This is a genomic window from Pseudomonas sp. TE50-2 (assembly GCF_040813665.1).
GTDB classification, from domain to species: domain Bacteria; phylum Pseudomonadota; class Gammaproteobacteria; order Pseudomonadales; family Pseudomonadaceae; genus Aquipseudomonas; species Aquipseudomonas soli.
In genome coordinates, this window is sequence record NZ_JBFNXN010000001.1 from 4764584 (window position 1) to 4783887 (window position 19304).

Genomic DNA, 19304 nt, shown 5'->3' on the forward strand with positions numbered 1-19304 from the left:
GGTCAAGTCGCATCGGCGCACCGCCGACGCGACTTGACCCGCGATTGCGTATAATGGCGGCCTTTGTCTGAAATGGTATTACCATGACCACCCTCGCCACTGCCCTCGCAGCCTGCGACATGCTCCTGATCGACGGCCTGCACGCCTTCGACTTTACCCTCGACGAATCCGGCCTCACCATCGAATGCATGGACGGCCGTCAACTGCGCCGCTGGACCTTCACCCCCGAGCAGATCGCTGCCGCCAATGGCGCGGGCGACGACTGGAGCCTGGCCACTGATGAAGGCGAGCATCGTCTAGTCTGTATGAGTGCTTTTCGTGCCCCGGATGAAGAAGACGATGAACAGGAAATGGACTCGCCTGCTGACCGCTAGCCTCATGGCTTTGTCAGTCAACGCCCAGGCCGCCACGTTGCTGGTGGGCAGCTACACCGACAACGGCAGCGAAGGGATCTACCGCTACGACTTCAACGCTCGCACTGGCCAGATCGACGCCAAGCCTCGGCAGGTGGTCAAAAGCGTCAGTCCCTCGTGGCTGGTGCTGTCTGCCGACCAGCGCCAGCTGTTCGCGGTCAATGAAACGCCCAAGGGCAATGTCAGCAGCTTCTCGCTAAGCAGCAAGGGCGAGATCAAGCTGCTGAACCAGGTGCCCAGCCAGGGCGACGAGCCGACCCACGCCAGCCTGAGCCATGACCAGCGCTACCTGTTCGTCGCCAACTACGCCGTCGCTCCCGACCCCGGTGGCAGCCTGGTGGTGATCCCGGTGGCCAGGGACGGCAAGCTCAAACCGGTGGTGCAGCAGGCTAGGCACACGCCAAGCAAGGTCAACCCCGAGCGCCAGGCCGGTGCCCATGTGCATTCGCTGGTGCTGTCGCCCGATGGCCGCCACCTGTATGCCAGCGACCTGGGCGCGGACAAGGTGTTCATCTACCGCTACGATGGCGCCAGCCCCGAGCATCCGCTGAGCCCGGCGATTCCGCCGTCGGTGGCGTTGCCACCGGGCAGTGGCCCGCGTCATCTGCTGTTCGACGCCAAGGGCCGGCACGCCTACCTGACGCTGGAGATGAGCGCCGAGGTGGTGGTATTCGATGTGCAGGACGGTGCTCTGACCGAGCGCCAGCGCGTGCCGCTGACCGACACCAAGGATGCAGCGGCCAGGGCCGCGGGCGGGTTGCACCTGTCGGCCGATGGCCGCTTCCTCTATGTCAGCAATCGCGGCACCGCCAACGAGATCGTGGTGTATGCGGTAGGCAAGGATGACGGCCAACTGAGACTGCTGCAGCGCCGGTCGGTCGAGGGCGACCATCCCCGCGAGTTTGCCCTCGACCCCAGTGGCAACTACCTGCTGGTGGCGAACCAGAAGAGCAACCAGATCGTGGTCATGCGCCGCGATCCGCGCAGCGGCAAGCTGGGGGACACCGTGCAGAAGTTGGCGCAGCAGGCGCCTTCGGACCTCAAGTTCCTCGAATAATGGTAGGGGCTGAAACCTCCGGCGTGGGAGCGGGCTTGCCCCGCGATGAGGCCGGCCCTGCGATCGCGGGGCAAGCCCGCTCCCACGTGGTTGCCCCCACGCCTTAATTATCAATGGCCATGATAATGGCTACTGCCGCAATGAATTTTTACAGGCGGACCCATCGGCGTAAGTTTTGACCCAAGGCCCACGACGGGCCAACGTCAACCACCGAAGTCGAGGTCTGCCAGCATGAACTTCAATCTCTTCCCACTCATCGCCGCCTCCGCCATCTCTGCCTCCGTCGTTCTGCCAGCCCACGCCCAGGCGGAGCAGGGTGCCAAGGCCTCGAGCACCCACAGCTACACCCAGAAGTACCTGCAACAGAGCGCGCATTTCCATGCCGCCTTGAGCAAGCACTCCAATTGAGTGTGTAAAGCCATTGGTAATAGCACAAAGCCATGTGATTTAATTTGACGCTAAATTTTTGACTCGCCAAAGGGGCAGAGCATGATGTGGCGTATCACGGCGGTAGTGCTGTTGCTGATGTCCGCGCCGATTCTGGCGTTGTGAGTAGCGGACCGCAGGAAAAAACGCAGGACGAACGACGCTTTTTCCTGCGGTCTGCAGGGTGTCGCGTGGGGCACTATGGCTTTGCCATGACGGCCTTGAACAGAGATGACCCCAGCCAGCCCTGAAGCCAGCTCCGCAGCTGCGGATAAGCAGCCTCGGCGAACCATTGCGGTTCGACCCCGGCAAACTGGCGCATCAAGGGCAGCAAGGCGGCGTCGACCAGGCTCGGGTGCTCGGCGAGTAGCCAGGGCCTGCCTTCGAGCAGGCTTTCCAGCTCGGCCAGCCAGGGCTCGGCCTGGGCGCGGTAGTGGGCCCGGGAATACTCCGGATAGCGTTCGGCATACTTGTACAGGTTCACCTGCGCCTTGAACGCGCTGTCGTTGCGGGCGATCAGCGCGTCGGCGTGGCGCGCGGCCGCCGGGTCGGCCAGCAGGCGCCAGTCTTCGGGGTCGTGCCGGTCGAGCGCCCAGCGCATGATGTCGAGGCTTTCCTCCAGCACGCCATTCCCGGTATCGAGCACCGGCACCGTACCCTTGGGCGACAGTGCCAGCAGTTCGGCGGGCTTTTCCTTCATCATTACCTCTACCACCTGCACGTCGCACCCGGCGTAGCGCAGCGCCAGGCGTGCGCGCATGGCCCAGGGGCAGCGGCGGAACGAGTAGAGAATCACCCGCACACCTCGACATCGCTCAGGCCATTGCCCTGACGGCGCACCTGGATCTGCACCGGGATGCGTTCGTGCATCTCCTGCACGTGGGAGATCACCGCCACCTTGCGGCCCTGGGCCTGCAGGCCGTCGAGGGCGTCCATGGCCAGTTGCAGCGACTCGGGGTCGAGGCTGCCAAAGCCTTCGTCGATGAACAGCGATTCGATGCGCAGGGTGCTGGAGGCCATCGACGCCAGGCCCAGGGCCAGCGCCAGGGAGACTAGGAAGGTCTCGCCGCCCGACAGCGAGTGCACCGAGCGCAGCTCGTCGCCCATCTCGGTGTCCAGCACCAGCAGGCCCAGCGCGCTGCCGCCGCGCTTGAGGCGGTAGCGTTTGGCCAACTGGCGCAGCTGGCTGTTGGCGTGGTGCAGCAGCAGGTCGAGGTTGTAGCCCTGGGCGATCTTGCGGAACACATCGCCCGAGGCCGAGCCGATCAGCGCATTCAGGCGCGCCCAGCGCTGCCATTGCTGGTAGGCCTGCTCGATCTGCTCGGCCAGGGCCTGGCTGGCCTGCTGGCGGCGCTGGTCGTCGGCCTGGCGCGCGCGTAGTTCGGCGCAGCCTTGTTCTTGAGCGGCCAGCTGCTGCTGGAGCTCGCTGAGTGCTTGTTCCAGTTCCTCCGCCGGCAATTCGCCGTGGGCCAGGCTGGCATGTTGCTGCAGGCGTTGTTCACGTTCCTGAAGCAGCACGCGGCCCTGTTCGATGGCCTTCTCCGCGCTTTGCAGGCGCTGACGCAATTCACCGAGCTGGGCATCGTCGATGGCCAGCAGGCGGTCAAGGCCGGCATCGTCCAACTCAGGGTGCGCGCTGCGCCAGTGGGCAATCTCGCCCTGCAACTGTTGATGCTCCTGTTCCAGGGCCTGTTGGCGCTGCTGGTTGGCCTTGAGGTCGGCGGCCAGCTGCACGCTTTGGGTGTGCAGCGCTTGCAGCTTCTGGGCGCAGTCGGCCTCGGTGCTGCGCGCCTGTTCCAGCTGGGTGTCCATGTACTGTTGCCAGGCTTCGGCGCTGGGCTGTTCACCGAGCAGCTCGCCCAGGGTGGCGCGGGCCTGCTGGTGTTGCGCGTCGAGTGCGGCGAGTTTCTGTTGCAGTTGCTGCTGCCCTTGCAGGCGTGCCTGTTGCTGGTCGCGCAGCTTGTCGAGCTGGACTTGACGGGCCTGTTGCTCTTCCTGCTCGTCCTTGCGCAGGTCGAGTTGTTGGCGGCGCTGGGCGATCTGCTGGTCGAGGCCGAGGAAGGCGTTGGCCGGGTCGTCGCGCAGGGCCTGGAGAATGTCCTGGGGCAGCACGCTGCCCAGGTCGTCGAGGCTTTGCTGCAGTTGCTGAGCGTCGGCGGCCAGGGCCTGGTGCTGCTGGTCGAGGTGACGCTGCGCCTGTTGCTGGGCTTCGCCTGCGGCCTGCAATTGCTGGGTAAGGCGAGCGGCATCCTTCTGCAGGGCGAGCAGGGCGCCTTGGCGCTTCTCGTCGCGGTCGATCTCCTCGCCGAGGCGGCGTAACTGGCCGTCGAGCCACTTGCCGCGGGCCGCGTCGTCCTGCGGGGCAAGCGCCGGCCACAGGGCATGGGCCTGGAGCTGTTCGGTCACAGGCTGCAACTGCTCGCCGAGCTGCTGCTGTTGTTGCTGGTAATCCTTGAGCTGGGCATTGACCACGCCCAGTTCGGTGCGCAGTTCCACCAGCTTGCCATTGAGCTGCTCGACTTGCTTGTGCGCCGCCTCTTCCTCGGCCTGGTCGTGCCGACCAAGGCTGTGCAGCAGCGCTTCGGGCTGGTGGAACGGGTGTTCGGCGCTACCGCAGACCGGGCAGGGCTCGCCATCGCGCAGTTGCGCGCGCAGCTCCTCGACGCTGGTGTTGCGCGCCAGGCGCTGGCGCTCGAGCAATTGACGGGTGAGGGTCAGCGCTTGCTCGGCGCTTTCCAGCTCGGCCTTGGCCGCGGTGCCTTCGCCGATCAGTTGCTGGCGCCGCTGCATGGCTTGCTGCTGGCGTTCACGCAGGGCGGCGATGACCTGGCGCAGTTCCTGCTCGCGACCATGCAGGCGGCTCAGCTCTTCGACGGCGCGCTGTTGCTTGCGGTTGTCCTGAAGCATGGCGCCGAGCAGATCGACCTGCTCGACCAACGCATCGGGTTCGGCACCGGCTTCGCGGAACAGCAGTTCGAAATGCTCGCGTTGCGCTTGCAGTTGGGCGTTGGCCTGGCTGGCCTGGGCCTGCAGCCCGGGCAGCTCTTCGCGGCCCTTGGCCAGGCGGCCGCCGATCAGCATGACCTGCTTGAGTTGCGGCAGATAGGCCTGCCAGGCGTCGGCGAGGCCGCCCAGGTGCTGGCTTTCGGCCAGGGCGGCATCCATCTGCGACAGCTGCTGTTGGCTGCGCTGCTGATGGTCCTCCAGCTGTTGCAGCTGCTGCTGGCCCGCGCTGGCCTCCTGCTCGACCTGGTTACAGGCTTCGCGCTGTTCAGCCAGGTCCTTGTCCAGGCGTGCGATGTCGCCTTGAGCGGCGAAGGCCTGGCGCAGGCGTGGAGCGTTTTCGCCTTGCAGGGCTTGCTGTTGGCCCAGGTGCTGGCGGGCGGCCTCGAGGGACTGCTGCAGTGCGTCGATATGTTGCTGCAGGTCGCTTTGCTGGCGTTGTTGCTGGTCGATATCCGCCTGCACCGGGGCCAGTTGCGCGGCCAGGTGCTGTTGGCGATGGAACTGGTGGCGCTGGGGCGCCAGGCGGTCCAGGCGTTGCAGGTCGACGCGCTGCTCGGCCAGTTGCTGCCACGCCTGCTCGGCGGCTTGCAGGGCAGTGCCGGCCTCATGGTGCTGGGCCTGCAGGCGCTGCTGTTCTTCGAACCAGGTGCGCTGTTGCTCGAGCAGGCGCTGGCGCGACTGGTCGGCCTTGAACTGTTGCTGGGCCAGTTCCAGTTCCTGGTCGAGGGCAGTGCGGGCTTCGGCGTCCATTGGCAGCAGGTGCTCGGCCTGCTTCTTCAGGTCGTTGTGAACCTCGCCGGTTTCCCGAGCCTTGCTGAAAGCGCGCTGGCCGAGGCGGGTGTAGATCGCCGTGTTGGTGAGCTTTTCCAGCAACTCGCTGCGCTCGCGGTCGTCGGCCTTGAGGAAGGCGCCGAACTCGCTCTGGGCCAGCATCACCGCGCGGGTGAACTGCTCGAAATTCAGGCCCAGTCGGGCCTCGACCAGCTGCTTGTATTCGTTCTTGCCGCTACCCAGCAACTGCTCGCTGTCCAGGTCGTAGAGGCTTTGGCGGCTGTTCTGCAGCTTGCCGGTGGCTTTCTCGCGGGCGCGATTGGCTTCCCAGCGGGCACGGTAGCGGCAGCCATCGATGCCGATGAAATCCACCTCGGCAAAGCCGCTGCCGGTGCCACGGCGCAGCAGGTTGCGTGGGTCGGAGGTGGGGATCTCGCCGTCGGCATCCGGCACCTTGGCTTCCCGGGCGATATCGTTCAGGCGTGGCACGCTGCCGAACAGGGCCAGGCACAGGGCGTCGAGCAGTGTGCTCTTGCCGGCCCCGGTCGGCCCGGTGATGGCGAACAGGCCGGCGCTGGCCAGGGGCTCGGCGGTGAAGTCGATGTCGATGGGGCCGGCAAGGGAGGCCAGGTTCTTCAGGCGGATGGCGAGAATCTTCATGGTCGTTCCTCTTCTTGCAGCACGTCCTGCAGCAGCTCGGCAAAGTCGGCCAGGGCCTGCTCGTCGGCGGGGTTGCCGTACTGTTGCTGCCAGGCACGGCCGAACAGGTCCTGCGGGGTCAGCTGCGCCAGTTCGACAAAGGCTTGTTCATCCTCCTCCAGGCGCCCGGCGCCGGCATACTCGGCGCTGATGCGCACCAGGCGCACAGCCTTGCCTTGCAGGGCGGTCTCGATCTGCTGGCGCAGGTCGGGCTGCGGCTCGTCCAGGCGCACCCGCACCTCCAGCCAGGGTTGGCGGTTGGGGTCTTCGAGCAGGTCGATCACCGGCAACTGGCCCAGTTGTTCGAGCAACTCGCCCAGCGGTGCCGGGCCGACCCGCTGCAGGGCCACGGCACGCGGCACCGGGCGCGGCTCGACGCTGACCAGTTCGGCGCCCTCCAGCTCCACTTCCAGCACCTGGTGCGGGTAGTTGATTTCAGCGAAGGAGAGCGGGATCGGCGCGCCGCTGTAGCGGATGCGATCCTCGCGGTTGACCTTCTGCGGCTTGTGCAGATGGCCCAGGGCGACATAGCTGATGGCCTTGTCGAACAGCCGCGCCGGCAGCGCCTCGGCATTGCCGATGATCAGGCTGCGTTCGGAGTCTTCCGAGATGCTGCCGCCGGCCATGTGCGCATGGCTGATGGCGACCAGCGCCTGGTCCTTCTTGCGTTTCTTCTGTGCCGCCGCGATCAACTGCTCGTGGACCTGGGTGATGCCCTGCAGGTAGTCGTCACCCAGCGCCGGCCCGGTGACTTCGGCGGGACGCAGGAAGGGCAGGGCCAGGCACCAGGCGCCGACCTTGCCACGGGCGTTGGTCAGCGGGATCAGCAGGCGCTCGGCGTCCAGCTGGCCCTCGTCGAGCCAGTGCACGCGGCCCAGGGCGTGGGTGCGCAGGCGGCGCATCAATGGCGCCGGCAGCTCGATGCGCGAGCCGGAGTCGTGGTTGCCGGCGATCATCACGATGTCCAGCTTGGGCTGTTGCTCGTGAGCCTGGACGATGAAGTCGTAGAGGCGCTCCTGGGCTTTGACCGGCGGATTGACGGTGTCGAAGATGTCGCCGGCGATCAGCAGCGCATCGGGCTGGCGCAGGCGCAGCTGGCCGAGCAGCCAGTCGAGGAAGCAGGCGTGTTCGAAGTCGCGTTCCTGGCCATGCAGGCTCTGGCCCAGGTGCCAGTCGGAGGTGTGAAACAGACGCATGGAAGATCCGTAGGGTGAGCGGCAGGGGGCGTTTGGATTTGGGCGGTATGGTAACTCATCGCGGACTTGTGGGAGCGGGCTTGGCCCGCGATGAGGCTACTTGGGATACAGCGGTGGCAGGCTACTGGCCTCGCCCGTCGGCGCCAGCACCTGCTCGGCCGGTGGTATGGCGCCGATGGCGCGCCACAGCTCGTCGCCATGCCAGTACTGGCCGCTTTCGCTGTACAACGCACCGTTCAACCCATCCAGCGCATCGGACAACGGCACGAAGCGCGCCGCCATCTCGGCCAGGGTTTCCGGCTGCTGTCGCGCCCAGGCGTCCAGCGCCTGGCGAGTGGCCTGCGGATCGTTGGCCTGGCAGGCGCGCTTGAGGTCGTCGAGCAGCGTGCGCGGGCTCGGGCCAGTCTGTGCCGCCCGCAGTACCGCCGGTTGCGAACGGGCCCGCCACCACAGGGTGAAACCGAGCAGGGTGGTCAGCGCCAGTACCAGCGTAGCCAGCTGCCAGGGCCAGAGCAGGCTGGGGGCCATGTTGCTGTCGCCGACCGGGGTGTCGGCGCTGAGCGCCGGATTGTCCTGCACGTTCAGGGTGCGTGCCGGCAGGCTGCTGTGCTCCAGGTGGTCCTCGCGGGTGTTCCACCAGGTCACCTCCAGCGCCGGCAGGGCCAGCTCGCCGGCGTGGGTCGGCACCAGCGCCTCGCGCTCCTCACGGTTGGCGACCATGCCGCGCTCGCCGATCTCGTTGCGCAGCAACGGCTGGTCGGGGTAACGGCGCAAGCCGGCGGCCTCGGTGGCCGGCAGCGGCGGCAGCTGGGTGCTTGAAAGGCCCTCGGCGCGCACACTGATGTTGCGCGTCAGCGAGTCGCCGATCTGCGTCGGCTGGCTGTTCGGGTCGGGGTTCCAGTGTTCTTCCAGGGTCAGGCTGCGTGCCGGCAGCCAGGGGCGGTCGGCCGGGTAGCCGGCCGGGATCGGCTTGACGGTCAGGCGCAACGGCAGCGAACTGACCTGCACCTGGCGGCCGACCCTTGGCGTGCCGGCGGGTTGCTCGCCATTACCGGCGGCGGTGGCGGTGAAGCGCAGCGGCGGCACGTCAAGGTTGCCGCTTTGCTGCGGGTAGATGGCGTAGCGGGTCTCGATCACCCCATGGCGCACGCCGTTGATTTCTTTCTCGTAGGTGCGCGACTCGCCCAGCGGGTCGACCTTGGCGTTCTCCAGTTGCAGCGGGCTGAGGTTGCTGTCGTCGTACAGCGCCACCGAATGGTAGATGCGCAGGGTCAGCACTGCCTGGGCCTGGACATAGACTGCGCTGCTGTCCAGGGTGGCCTCGACGAACACTTGCGAGGCTGCGTCCGGGCGCTGGCTGTCGGCCTGCTGCACCTGCAGCTCGATGGCCTGGCTGTGCGACTGACCCAGTTGCAGCTCGGGGATGCGCAGGCTGCCGCTGCGTCGGGGCAGCAGGGTGATGATCCAGCGGGTGCTGGCGCGGGTTTCGCCGTCGAGGGTGTGCAGGCTGTTGAGCTGGCGCGTGCCGCGGACCTCGAAATCCGGCTCGAGAGTGCGCAGGTCGGGCTTGCCGAACTGGGTCACGTCCTGGCTCTCGAGGGTGAGTTCCAGGGTTTCGCCGGCCTCGAGGCGCGTGCGGTCGACACTGGCCTGCAGGGTCGGTTCGGCCTGGGCCGCGAGGCTCCACAACAGGCCTAGGAGAAAGACGCCGAAGCGACTCATCGTGGGGTTTCCTGATGCAATTGCTGTTCATACCAGAATTTGCGCCGCAGCAGTTCCGCCGGATTGTCGGGGATCTCCCGCAGCCACTGTTCCAGGGCCTGGCGCTGCTCGGCGTCGAGGGCGGTGGAGAGCGGCCGCTGGGGCGGCTGGGTGATGCTGTCGTCATCGCCGCCGGCAGTACCGGACGGAGCCTGGGAATTGCCCTGGCTGTCGCCGTTCTGCTGGCCTTGTGCCGGGTTGTCGCTGTCCGGAGCGCCCTGGGCCTGGCTGCTGGTCGAGCTGCTGTTGCCTTCGGTCTCGTTGCCGGGCGTGTCCCGGGCATCGGCGTTGTTCGGCTGTTCCTCGGCCTTGGCCTGGCGCTGTTGCAACAGTTGCTGGACCAGCGCCTGGTTGTCCAGCGCGGCTTTCAGGTCGGGTTGGCGCTCCAGTGCCTGTTCGTAGGCGTCCAGCGCCGCTTCCAGTTCGCCGGCGCGGGCCAGGGCGTTACCACGATTGTAGTGGGCGGCTGCCGTGCCGGCTTGGGCGAACGCGGCGGCGGCGCCTTCGAAGTCGCCGGCCTGGTACAGGGCCATGCCGCGCCACTGGCTGTCGGCGAAGTACCGGGCGGCCTCGGCGGGGCGTTGCCGTTCCAGCAGGCGCTGGCCTTGCTGGTCGGGGCGCAGCCACAGGTCGTTGAACTCGAAGGCCTGGCTCGGCTGCGGCAGGGCCAGCAGCAGGGGGAGGCAGAACAGCCAGCCACGCCGGCCGGCGCAGGCGGCGAGCAGCAGCAGGGGCAGTAGCAGCCAGTAACCCTCATCAGCCCAGCTGTCCAGTTGCAGGGTCTGGCCATCGTTGTGCAGCAGGCGCGGGTTGTCGAACAGGCCCAGGCCGCGCAGGTCGAGGTCGTCGATGCGGGCATGGCGATAGCGGCCGCCGGTCGAGCCGATGAAGGTCTTCAGCGAGGCGCTGTCCAGGCGTGGCAAAAGGATGCCGCCTTGTTCGTCCTTGAGGTATTCGCCATTGGCCTGGCGCACCGGCGCGCCCTCGGCACTGCCGACACCCAGCATCAGCAGGCTCGGGCCCTGGCGGCCCAGGGCCTGGCGTATGCCTTCGCGTTCAAGCTCGCTCAGCGACGAGCCGATCAACAGCAGGCGGCCCTGGCCCAGGCCGCTCTGCGCCAGCAGCGCCAGGCCCTTGCGCACGGCCAGGTCGGCGCGCTGGCCGGGCTGCGGCATGATCGATGGATCGACGGCCTCGAGCAGGTTGCGCGTGGTGCCCAGATCATCCGACAACGGCACCAGGGTGTGGGCGCTGCCAGCGTAGACGATCAGTGCGGTCTGGCTGTCGCGACGATGCTCGAGCAGGTCGAGCACCTTGCGTCGGGCCTGCTCCAGGCGGTTCGGCGCGCTGTCCTCGGCGAGCATCTGCGGCGTCAGTTCGAGCAGGATCACCAGCGGGTCGGCCGGGCGCTGACGGGTTTCTTCGAGGCGTTGCCAGCTGGGGCCGAGCAGGGCCAGGACGATCAGCAGCCAGGCCAGGCCCAGGGCGATCCACGGCAGCTTGCTGGTGCTGCCGCTGCCGCCGCCGAGCAGTACCGCGTGGAACGGTTGCGGCAGGATCAACTGCCAGCGTCCGGCGCGTTTGCGTCGGTGCCAGAGCTTGAACAGCAGCCAGCCAAGCAGCGGCAGTACCAGCAGCCAGAGCGGGCGTAGCCATTGCGGCCAGAGTTCGATCATCGCCGCCTCCTCAGGCGCAGGCGCTTGAGGCGCTGGCGCCATTCCGGGTGGGGCTGCAGGAAGCGCGGTTTGCGCAGCAGGCGTTGCAGCAGGTTGTCCGGCCACTGCACGGCCACCACCAGCAGCACGCTGAGCAACAGCGCCAGTGCCAGTGGCCAGGCGTACAGCTCATGGGCGGTGCGTGCCTGGGTCGGCTGCTGGGCCACCGGTTCCAGTTGGTCGAGGGTGTCGCCGATGGCGTCGAGTTCGGCGCCGTCGTGGGCGCGGAAGTAGCTGCCATGGGTGATTTCGGCGATCTCCTTGAGCGCGGCCTCGTCCAGGTCCAGGCTCGGATTCAGGCCCAGCAGCCCCGGCGTGCCGCTGGCCTCGGGGTTGGCGCCGATGCCGATGGTGTAGATGCGCACGCCTTCCTGGGCGGCCAGGCGCGCGGCGGTCAGCGGGTGGATCTGCCCGCCGTTGTTGGCGCCGTCGGTGATCAGGATCAGTACCCGGCTCTGCGCCGGGCGCTGGCGCAGGCGTTTGACGGCCAGGCCAATGGCGTCGCCGATGGCGGTGTTCTTGCCGGCGATGCCGATCTGCGCTTCGTCGAGGAAGGTGCGCACGGTGCGCCGGTCGAAGGTCAGCGGGGCCTGCAGGTAGGCCTGGCTGCCGAACAGGATCAGGCCGACGCGGTCGCCCTGGCGGTCCTGCAGGAAGTCGCCCATCAATGCCTTGACCAGGTCCAGGCGGCTGATCTCGTCGTCCTTCCACTGCATGTCGGGGAAGTCCATGGAGCCCGACACGTCCACCGCCACCAGCAGGTCGCGGCCACTGGCCGAGACCGGCAGCGGATCGCCCAGCCACTGTGGGCGGGCGGCGGCCAGCAACAGCAGCAGCCAGATCAGGATGAACGGCGCCTGCTGGCGCCAGGTCGGCAGGTTGAGGCGGGCACGGCGCCCGGCCAGGCCCTCGAGTTCGTCAAGGAAGCCGACCTTGAGCACCGGTTCGCCGCTGTCCGCGGCCGGCAGCAGCAGGCGCGCCAGCCAGGGCAGCGGCAACAGCAGGAAGATCCACGGCCAGGCCAGTTCAAACATGCTTGCGGATCCAGGTTTCGACCGCCTGGGCGAGCCCGGCGATGGCCTTGTCATCGAGCTTGCACTCGGGCTTGTAGGCGCCTTCGACCAGCACCATCCAGCGGGTCAGGCCGGCGGCCGGGCAGCGGTTGTCGAGAAACGCCAGCCATTGCCGGCCATTGAGGGTATGGCTGTTGGCCCCCGGGTAGTGATTACGGCACAGGCGCTTGAGCAGGGCATTGATCTGCTGCAGCCAGGCCCCGGCGGGCGCGCCGTCATAGGGACGCGGCAGGCGTGCCAGTTCGGCCAGGGCCTCGACGCGGATCGGGTCCAGCGGCAGTTCGGCGCGTACCACCTTGCGCTTGCCCGGGCGCCAGTGGCGCAGGCGCCAGGCGCCCCAGCCGAGCAGGGGCAGCATGGCCAGCAGCAACCACCAGCCGGGCGCGGGCGGCCACAGGCCGATGGCGGGTGGCGCGATCAGCGGCTGCAGCTGGTCCAGCGGGTTCATTTCGCGCCTCCAGGGCGCTGTGCATTCAGGTATTCACGCAACTGCTCGATCATCTCGCTCTGGGTGCTCAGCGGCATCAGCACCACGCGCAGTTTCTGCGCCAGCAACTCCCAGCGCTCGATGCGTGCCTCGGCTTGCTGGCGGTAGGCCTGGCGCAGGCTGGCGTCGAGGGTGTCGAGTTCCAGCTGCGCGCCGCGCTGGGCGAAGCGCAGCAGGCCGGCGGCGGGCAGGGCGTGGTCGAGCGGGTCGCTGACCGGCATCAGCAGCACGTCGCAGTGCCGTGACAGCATGGCCAGGTGCTGCTCGACGCTGGCGCTGAGGGCGCGTTCGTCGCAGATGACGATGGCCAGGCTGCCCGGGCGCAATACCTCCCGTGCCCGGCGCAGGGCAAGGCCCAGGCTGTCGGCCTGGGGCTGGGCCTCGGTGTGCAGGGCCTGGTTGATCTTGGCCAGGCGGTTGAGCAGTTGCAGCAGGCTCTGCTTGCTGCGCCTGGGCTTGACCTCATGGTGCTCGTTGTCGCCGAACACCAGCCCGCCGATACGGTCGTTATGGCCCAGCGCGGCCCAGCCGAACAGCGCAGCGGCCTGGGCGGCAAGCACCGACTTGAACATCAGCCCGGAGCCGAAGAACAGCCGCTGGCTCTGCTCGACCATGATGAAGATCGGCCGTTCGCGCTCTTCATGGAACAGCTTGGTGTGCGGCTCCTGGGTGCGGGCGGTGACACGCCAGTCGATGTTGCGCACATCGTCGCCGGCCTGGTAGACCCGCACCTGGTCGAAGTCCACCCCGCGGCCACGCAGTTTCGAGTGGTGCAGGCCCACCAGCGGGCTGCGTTGGCCGGGCCGGGAGAACAGCTGGATCTCGCGCACGCGATGGCGCATGTCGATCAGGTCGGCCAGGCCGATGCGGATGCCGGGTTCGGCCAGCTGCGTGGTGGGCATGGGATCAGGCGACGGCGACGACGTCGAGGATGCGCTGGACCACGCGGTCCTGGTCGACCCCCGCCGCCTCGGCCTCGAACGACAGGATGATGCGGTGGCGCAGCACGTCGAACAGCACCGCCTGGATATCCTCGGGGCTGACGAAGTCGCGCCCGGCCAGCCAGGCGTGGGCGCGGGCGCAGCGGTCGAGGGCGATCGAACCACGGGGGCTGGCGCCGTAGGCGATCCAGTCGGCCAGTTCGCTGTCGAACTTGGCTGGGGTGCGGGTGGCCATCACCAGTTGCACCAGGTATTCCTCTACCGCATCGGCCATGTACAGGCCGAGGATTTCCTTGCGCGCGGCGAAGATCGCCTGCTGGCTGACCCGCCGCTCGGGCTTCACCTCGCCGCCCAGGGCCTCGCCCCGCGCTTGCAGGAGGATGCGCCGCTCGACGGCGGCATCGGGGAAGCCGATCTTCACGTGCATCAGGAAACGGTCGAGCTGGGCTTCGGGCAGCGGGTAGGTGCCTTCCTGCTCGATCGGGTTCTGCGTGGCCATCACCAGGAACAGCGGCGACAGCTCGTAGGTGCTGCGCCCGACGCTGACCTGGCGCTCGGCCATGGCCTCGAGCAGGGCCGACTGCACCTTGGCGGGTGCGCGGTTGATTTCGTCGGCCAGTACCAGGTTGTGGAAGATCGGGCCTTGCTGGAACACGAAACTGCCGGTTTCCGGGCGGTAGATCTCGGTGCCGGTGATGTCGGCCGGGAGCAGGTCGGGGGTGAACTGGATGCGATGGAACTGGGCCTCGATACCCTCGGCGAGCTCCTTGATGGCCTTGGTCTTGGCCAGGCCCGGGGCCCCCTCGACCAGCATGTGGCCGTCGGCCAGGAGCACGATCAGCAGGCGCTCGACCAGTTTTTCCTGGCCGAGGATCTGGGAAGAGAGAAAGGTGCGCAGCGCGATCAGCGCCTCACGGTGTTCCATCGTTGACGGTTCCTGGGGATGGGCCCTGGCGCGCTGGGAGCGGATGCCGGGCGAGGGGGGATACTTTAATCCATCCGGGGGGGCGGGGACCAATGGGGGTTTGCAAAAATCGTGTAAAGGATGGGTTGGGGGAGCAAGACTGTCCCGATCCCGATCCCGATCCCGATCCCGATCCCGATCCCGATCCCGATCCCGATCCCGATCCCGATCCCGCTCTTGCCGTTGCCGTTGCCCTTGCTTTTGCTTTTGCTTCTAAGCGCGCGATAGTTCAGGCGACACAAATTGCGACTTCAGGAGGCCGAACGGAGGGCTTGCGCAGGGAGGTGACGGGCATGGATGCCCGTCAAGCGCCGATCAGGCCATGGATGGCCCGTCGGCGCGTCCTCCCGGAGCAAGCCCGGAGTGAGGGGACCCCGGAGCGAAGCGTAGGGGCCGGATGATGGAGCGAGGATTTTTTGGTTCCTTTTTGATCCTTTGTATGGACCGGACACATGGTGGACACGTGTGCGGGGACATGGTTGACACTTTTCGGCAAGCAATCTGCCGGGAATACGACCATGCCTTGGAACGCGAGAGACGCCATGAGCTTAAGAGAAGAGTTCGTTAGCCTGGCCAATCACCCGGACGCCAACATGAGGGAGCTATGCCGTCGGTTCGGCATTAGCCCTCAGACGGGTTACAAATGGCTCAATCGATTTCGACAGGACGGCTTGCTCGGCTTGCAGGAGCGCTCTCGAAAGCCGGCCGTCAGCCCTCGCAAGACTCAGCCTGGGCTAGAAGAGGAAGTGATTGCCATCCGTAAGGAGCACTCCACGTGGGGTGGTCGAAAGATTAGTCACCTGCTTGATCAGCGCATCTGTGCCAGTACCGTAACCAATGTCCTGCATCGGCATGGATTGATCACCGCGGAGGCTTCCGAGGCTGCTAAACCATGGACACGCTTTGAGCGCGAAGCCCCGAATGATCTGTGGCAGATCGATTTTAAAGGTTTCTTCCAAACGGCTCAGGGACCTTGTTATCCGCTGACGCTGATTGATGACCACTCACGCTTTAACCTTGTGATACAGGCCTGCGCACATCAGCGCACAGGGTTGGTCATGGAGCACCTGACCGATCTGTTCAGCCGGTATGGGCTGCCCGTGCAGATCAACGCGGATAATGGCTCGCCCTGGGGGGCGCCAAGAAATCCCGGAGAACTCACACCGCTAGGTATCTGGTTGGTTCGCCTGGGAATTCGACTGACTTTCAGCAGGCCAGGCCACCCACAAACCAATGGTAAGGATGAGCGATTCCACCGGACGCTCAAGGCCGAGGTACTAACCGGGCGCAGTTTTCGGGATCTGCGAGAAGCGCAGGAAGCTTTCGACCTCTGGCGGGGCATTTACAACTACAAGCGTCCTCATCAGCAACTGGGCTACAAAGTACCGGCAGATCGCTATCAGATGAGCAGGCGGGCTTTCCCAAGCCGTCTACCGTCCGTTGAATACGGTCCCGATGATATTTTGGTGAAACCCTACAGCAGTCAGTTCCGCTTCAAGAAACGCTCATTTCGGATAGCCAAGGCGCTAGCAGGCTATGTGTTGGCGCTCCGCCGCAGCGATCAAGGGCCTGACCATTTTGATGTTTACTTCTGCCAGCACAAGCTGCGAACCATCGACTTCAACAACCCCGACGGTAAGCGATAATGTGTCCACCATGTCCCCGCACATGTGTCAGCGATGTCTCAAGTCCATACAATCCTTCAAAAGGGACCCGCCGTAAGGGCGGAAAGGTGACTATGCGTCGACATGGCGAATGAATGCGCATATAACTTTCAAGACACACGCTGTGTAAGTCAAAGTCAAAGTCAAAGTCAAAGTCAAATGCGATTGGTGCGGGTTTTCACAGTTGTAAGCGCATTCATTAGCTGTACTGACGCATAGTCACCTTTTCGCCCTTACGTGAACTGACCCCCGAAAGTTGGACACCTTATCCCCAACCGGAGGGTGTTCCATGACGAAATACAACCTGGCACTCAAGCAGGCACTCATCGAAGAGTGCCTTTCTGCCCGCAGTGTTCATGAGGTGGCGCTCAAGCATGACCTGAGTCCATCGCTGTTACGCCGCTGGGTAAAGGGCTACGAGCAACACGGTGCAGCCGGTTTGATTGCCAAGTACAGCCACTACGACGCGCAGTTCAAATTGAAGGTTTTGCAGTGCATTGAGCAAGACGGACTGTCCGCCCAGCAAGCTTGCGTGCAGTTTGATATCCGCGGCCCGAGTAGCATCAGGCAATGGAAAAGGTTGTACGATAAAGGCGGAGTAGAAGCCCTTCACCCGCGCCGTACCCGAGAGTTCAGCATGCCCCGCAAGCCATCAAAACAGTCCAGCACAAGCCCGCCCACCCCAGCGGACAGCGAGCTGACACCAAAGCAAATGCTCGAAGAGCTGGAATACCTGCGCGCGGAGAATGCTTATCTAAAAAAGCTCGATGCCTTGATCCAAGCGGACCCTCGAACTGCGCAGGCAAGAAAACGCAGGCTATCCAAGGATTGAGGCGCGGGCATCGACTTGCTCTGCTGCTACGTGCTGCAGGGCTGGCACGCAGTACCTTTTATTACCAAAGCAAAGTGCTGGTGGCTGACAAGCATGCTGCTCTCAAAGAGCGCATCAACAGCCTCTATCACGGACATAAGGGGCGGTACGGCTATCGTCGTATCACTGCGGTCCTCGGGCACAATGGCGAGGTGGTCAACCACAAGAAGGTGCAGCGACTGATGCAGTTGATGGACCTCAAATCTCTGGTCAAAGTTAAGAAATATCGCTCGTACCGAGGCTCCGAGGGGGTTGTTGCATCTGATCTACTCAAACGCAAATTCAAGGCAGAAGCCCCCAATCAGAAATGGGCAACCGACGTGACAGAGTTCAAGGTAAAGGGGCAGAAGCTGTTTCTCTCGCCTGTGATGGACCTGTACAACGGCGAGATCCTTGCTTATCAGATCAACCGGCGTCCTGAGTTCAAGATGGTTTCGACAATGCTGGAGCAAGCCTTCGAGCGGCTGAATCCAGGTGACAAACCGATACTGCATTCCGATCAAGGCTGGCAATATCAACAGCCAACTTACCGGCATATGCTGGCTGGGAAGAATATCGAGCAGAGCATGTCACGTAAGGGCAATTGCCTGGACAACGCCGCCATGGAAAGCTTTTTCGGCACGCTCAAGAGCGAGTTTTTTTACCTGGAATCGTTTGAAAGTGTTGAGCAACTGGCATCAGGGCTAGAGGATTACATCGCCTACTACAACCAAGAACGCATCAGTCTCAGACTGAATGGCTTGAGTCCGGTAGAATTCCGAACCCAAGCGCTGGCCGCATAGCGCTACCTGTCCAACTTTCGGGGGTCAGTTCAACGGCGAGTCACTTTTTGTCAAACGCGACAAAAAGTAACCAAAAAACGCTGCGGGTATGACTCACCCACATGGGTTACAAATCAGTTCACGCACATAGGTAACAGTCTTTAACTGGCAGGGTCGGTTTTCGAGGATCTGACCATGCCTTGGCGAGAGCTGAAACCTATGGACCTTAAAATGCTTTTCATCGCGGATTACCTGCAGGGGCCGCCCAGCTTCAGCGCCCTGTGCCAGGCCTACGAGATCAGCCGAAAGACCGGCTACAAATGGGTCGAGCGATATGAGAAAGAGGGGCCTTCGGGGCTGGAAGAACGCAGCCGCCGCCGGTTGAACCAGGATTGGGTCGTACCCGCCGCAGTTCGCGAAGCCATCATCGAATTGCGCAGTCGAGGCGAAACGGAACCGGGGCCGAAAAAGATCCAGGCTGCGCTGCAGGAGCGTTTCCCTGATCAGGCGCCGCCCTCGAAGACAGCGATCTACAACATCCTCAAGAAAGCCGAATTGGTCAAACCACGCCGCTTACGTCAGCGTGTAGCGGTCTATCCCAAGCCCCTGGAGAAGGCCGAGTCGCCTAACCAGCTGTTCAGTGCGGACTACAAAGGTCAATTCCTGACAGGTGCAGGCGTCTGGTGCTATCCGCTGACGATCATGGATCACGCCAGTCGTTTCCTGCTCGCCTGTCACAGCATGCCCAATACCAACCTGCTGGAAACCCAGGCCGTTTTCACCCAAGTGTTCCGAGAGAATGGCTTGCCTGAGCGGATTCGTACCGATAACGGTGTGCCGTTTGCCAGTAAGGGGCGTGCGGGACTTTCTCAGCTGTCGATCTGGTGGCTGCGTCTAGGCATCATTCCCGAGCGTATTGCGCCTGGTCGGCCTGAACAAAATGGCCGCCACGAGCGCATGCATCGAACGCTCAAAAGCACGCTCCCATCGCCGCCGGCAGTGGCCTGGGAGGCTCAACAACGGCACTTTGATCGCTTTCGGCAGCACTACAATCATGAGCGCTTGCATGAAGCGCTGAAGCAGAAAACACCGGCGTCTTGCTACCAGCCATCTCCACGCCCATTCCCTGAAAAGCTCCCCGAAATGACCTATCCCAGTCATATCGAGAGCTTGCCGGCTGATAGCTCCGGCATCATCAATCGCCGGGGCTTGAGGATCTACGTAGGTTATGTGCTCAAGCACCAGACCATTGGACTGGAGCAGGTTGGGGATGGCATCTGGGATGTTATTTTCGGCCCCATCATCCTTGGCAGGGTCGATGTGCGGGATGCCACTGATGGTTATGTAACACTCAAGGTGTTGTCACCTATGTGAGTGAACTTTTGTGTAACCCATGTGGGTGATCCGTACATCGCTCCATTCATCCGGCCCTCCGCTTCGCTCCGGGTTCCCTCACTCCGGCCTTGCTCCCGGGAGGACCGCGCTGAACGCCCCATCCT

Annotated in this window: 15 protein-coding genes; 6 read left to right on the top strand and 9 right to left on the bottom strand. The window is 64.6% G+C overall.

Annotated elements, in window-relative coordinates; genetic code table 11:
• The first annotated feature begins 83 nt into the window (after positions 1 to 83).
• From AAHK21_RS21845 to AAHK21_RS21855, 3 genes are all read left to right on the top strand, one after another.
• Complete coding sequence (locus tag AAHK21_RS21845; RefSeq protein ID WP_367858304.1) at positions 84 to 374, top strand: DUF5629 family protein; 291 nt, start codon at positions 84 to 86, stop codon at positions 372 to 374.
• The gene (locus tag AAHK21_RS21850) at positions 340 to 1470 is read left to right on the top strand and encodes a lactonase family protein (protein WP_367858305.1); all 1131 of its coding nucleotides are present in this window, start codon (positions 340 to 342) and stop codon (positions 1468 to 1470) included. The genes AAHK21_RS21845 and AAHK21_RS21850 overlap by 35 nt, the downstream gene beginning before the upstream one ends.
• A gap of 231 nt (positions 1471 to 1701) precedes the next feature.
• Complete coding sequence (locus AAHK21_RS21855; protein ID WP_367858306.1) at positions 1702 to 1878, top strand: hypothetical protein; 177 nt, start codon at positions 1702 to 1704, stop codon at positions 1876 to 1878.
• A 217-nt stretch (positions 1879 to 2095) separates the two neighbouring features.
• Here AAHK21_RS21855 and AAHK21_RS21860 read toward each other — a convergent pair whose 3' ends face one another.
• The 9 genes from AAHK21_RS21860 to AAHK21_RS21900 all read right to left on the bottom strand — a co-directional run bounded on the left by AAHK21_RS21860 (position 2096) and on the right by AAHK21_RS21900 (position 14470).
• On the bottom strand, positions 2096 to 2692 hold the full coding sequence (locus AAHK21_RS21860; RefSeq protein WP_367859018.1) for a glutathione S-transferase: 597 nt from the start codon (positions 2690 to 2692) through the stop codon (positions 2096 to 2098).
• Positions 2689 to 6333 (bottom strand): AAA family ATPase, encoded by a 3645-nt coding sequence (locus AAHK21_RS21865; protein WP_367858307.1) that lies wholly within the window; start codon positions 6331 to 6333, stop codon positions 2689 to 2691. Before AAHK21_RS21865 ends, AAHK21_RS21860 begins: the two co-directional genes overlap by 4 nt.
• Positions 6330 to 7568, bottom strand: coding sequence for an exonuclease SbcCD subunit D C-terminal domain-containing protein (locus AAHK21_RS21870; protein ID WP_367858308.1), 1239 nt, complete (start codon positions 7566 to 7568; stop codon positions 6330 to 6332). Before AAHK21_RS21870 ends, AAHK21_RS21865 begins: the two co-directional genes overlap by 4 nt.
• 96 nt (positions 7569 to 7664) lie before the next feature.
• Positions 7665 to 9290, bottom strand: a complete 1626-nt coding sequence (locus AAHK21_RS21875) for a BatD family protein (protein ID WP_367858309.1) — start codon at positions 9288 to 9290, stop codon at positions 7665 to 7667.
• Positions 9287 to 11005, bottom strand: coding sequence for a tetratricopeptide repeat protein (locus AAHK21_RS21880; protein WP_367858310.1), 1719 nt, complete (start codon positions 11003 to 11005; stop codon positions 9287 to 9289). Before AAHK21_RS21880 ends, AAHK21_RS21875 begins: the two co-directional genes overlap by 4 nt.
• On the bottom strand, positions 11002 to 12078 hold the full coding sequence (locus AAHK21_RS21885; protein WP_046854738.1) for a VWA domain-containing protein: 1077 nt from the start codon (positions 12076 to 12078) through the stop codon (positions 11002 to 11004). The genes AAHK21_RS21880 and AAHK21_RS21885 overlap by 4 nt, the downstream gene beginning before the upstream one ends.
• The gene (locus tag AAHK21_RS21890) at positions 12071 to 12565 is read right to left on the bottom strand and encodes a DUF4381 domain-containing protein (protein ID WP_046854739.1); all 495 of its coding nucleotides are present in this window, start codon (positions 12563 to 12565) and stop codon (positions 12071 to 12073) included. The genes AAHK21_RS21885 and AAHK21_RS21890 overlap by 8 nt, the downstream gene beginning before the upstream one ends.
• Positions 12562 to 13506 carry a DUF58 domain-containing protein gene (locus AAHK21_RS21895; RefSeq protein WP_367858311.1) on the bottom strand — a complete coding sequence of 315 codons (945 nt, stop codon included), beginning with the start codon at positions 13504 to 13506 and terminating at the stop codon, positions 12562 to 12564. Before AAHK21_RS21895 ends, AAHK21_RS21890 begins: the two co-directional genes overlap by 4 nt.
• Positions 13507 to 13510: 4 nt before the next feature.
• Entirely contained in the window at positions 13511 to 14470 is a 960-nt protein-coding gene (locus tag AAHK21_RS21900; protein ID WP_011532987.1) for a MoxR family ATPase, read from the bottom strand.
• A gap of 557 nt (positions 14471 to 15027) precedes the next feature.
• On the opposite strand from AAHK21_RS21900, the gene AAHK21_RS21905 reads away from it, so the two are divergent.
• The 3 genes from AAHK21_RS21905 to AAHK21_RS21915 all read left to right on the top strand — a co-directional run bounded on the left by AAHK21_RS21905 (position 15028) and on the right by AAHK21_RS21915 (position 19179).
• On the top strand, positions 15028 to 16155 hold the full coding sequence (locus AAHK21_RS21905; RefSeq protein WP_367856616.1) for an IS481 family transposase: 1128 nt from the start codon (positions 15028 to 15030) through the stop codon (positions 16153 to 16155).
• Between the two features lie 307 nt (positions 16156 to 16462).
• Positions 16463 to 17826, top strand: a protein-coding gene (locus AAHK21_RS21910) for an IS3 family transposase (RefSeq protein WP_367856463.1) whose coding sequence is annotated in 2 segments (ribosomal slippage) — positions 16463 to 16928 and positions 16928 to 17826 — 1365 coding nt in all. Because the reading frame shifts where the segments join, the coding sequence is not laid out codon by codon here.
• Between the two features lie 174 nt (positions 17827 to 18000).
• Positions 18001 to 19179, top strand: a complete 1179-nt coding sequence (locus tag AAHK21_RS21915; protein WP_367856464.1) for an integrase core domain-containing protein — start codon at positions 18001 to 18003, stop codon at positions 19177 to 19179.
• Positions 19180 to 19304 lie beyond the last annotated feature (125 nt).

Coding starts and splice junctions, on each gene's coding strand:
- AAHK21_RS21850 (WP_367858305.1), top strand. CDS start 340: ATGAACAGGAAATGGACTCGCCTGCTGACCGCTAGCCTCATGGCTTTG.
- AAHK21_RS21845 (WP_367858304.1), top strand. CDS start 84: ATGACCACCCTCGCCACTGCCCTCGCAGCCTGCGACATGCTCCTGATC.
- AAHK21_RS21900 (WP_011532987.1), bottom strand. CDS start 14,470: ATGGAACACCGTGAGGCGCTGATCGCGCTGCGCACCTTTCTCTCTTCC.
- AAHK21_RS21890 (WP_046854739.1), bottom strand. CDS start 12,565: ATGAACCCGCTGGACCAGCTGCAGCCGCTGATCGCGCCACCCGCCATC.
- AAHK21_RS21885 (WP_046854738.1), bottom strand. CDS start 12,078: ATGTTTGAACTGGCCTGGCCGTGGATCTTCCTGCTGTTGCCGCTGCCC.
- AAHK21_RS21905 (WP_367856616.1), top strand. CDS start 15,028: ATGCCTTGGAACGCGAGAGACGCCATGAGCTTAAGAGAAGAGTTCGTT.
- AAHK21_RS21855 (WP_367858306.1), top strand. CDS start 1,702: ATGAACTTCAATCTCTTCCCACTCATCGCCGCCTCCGCCATCTCTGCC.
- AAHK21_RS21875 (WP_367858309.1), bottom strand. CDS start 9,290: ATGAGTCGCTTCGGCGTCTTTCTCCTAGGCCTGTTGTGGAGCCTCGCG.
- AAHK21_RS21915 (WP_367856464.1), top strand. CDS start 18,001: ATGCCTTGGCGAGAGCTGAAACCTATGGACCTTAAAATGCTTTTCATC.
- AAHK21_RS21870 (WP_367858308.1), bottom strand. CDS start 7,568: ATGCGTCTGTTTCACACCTCCGACTGGCACCTGGGCCAGAGCCTGCAT.
- AAHK21_RS21895 (WP_367858311.1), bottom strand. CDS start 13,506: ATGCCCACCACGCAGCTGGCCGAACCCGGCATCCGCATCGGCCTGGCC.
- AAHK21_RS21880 (WP_367858310.1), bottom strand. CDS start 11,005: ATGATCGAACTCTGGCCGCAATGGCTACGCCCGCTCTGGCTGCTGGTA.
- AAHK21_RS21865 (WP_367858307.1), bottom strand. CDS start 6,333: ATGAAGATTCTCGCCATCCGCCTGAAGAACCTGGCCTCCCTTGCCGGC.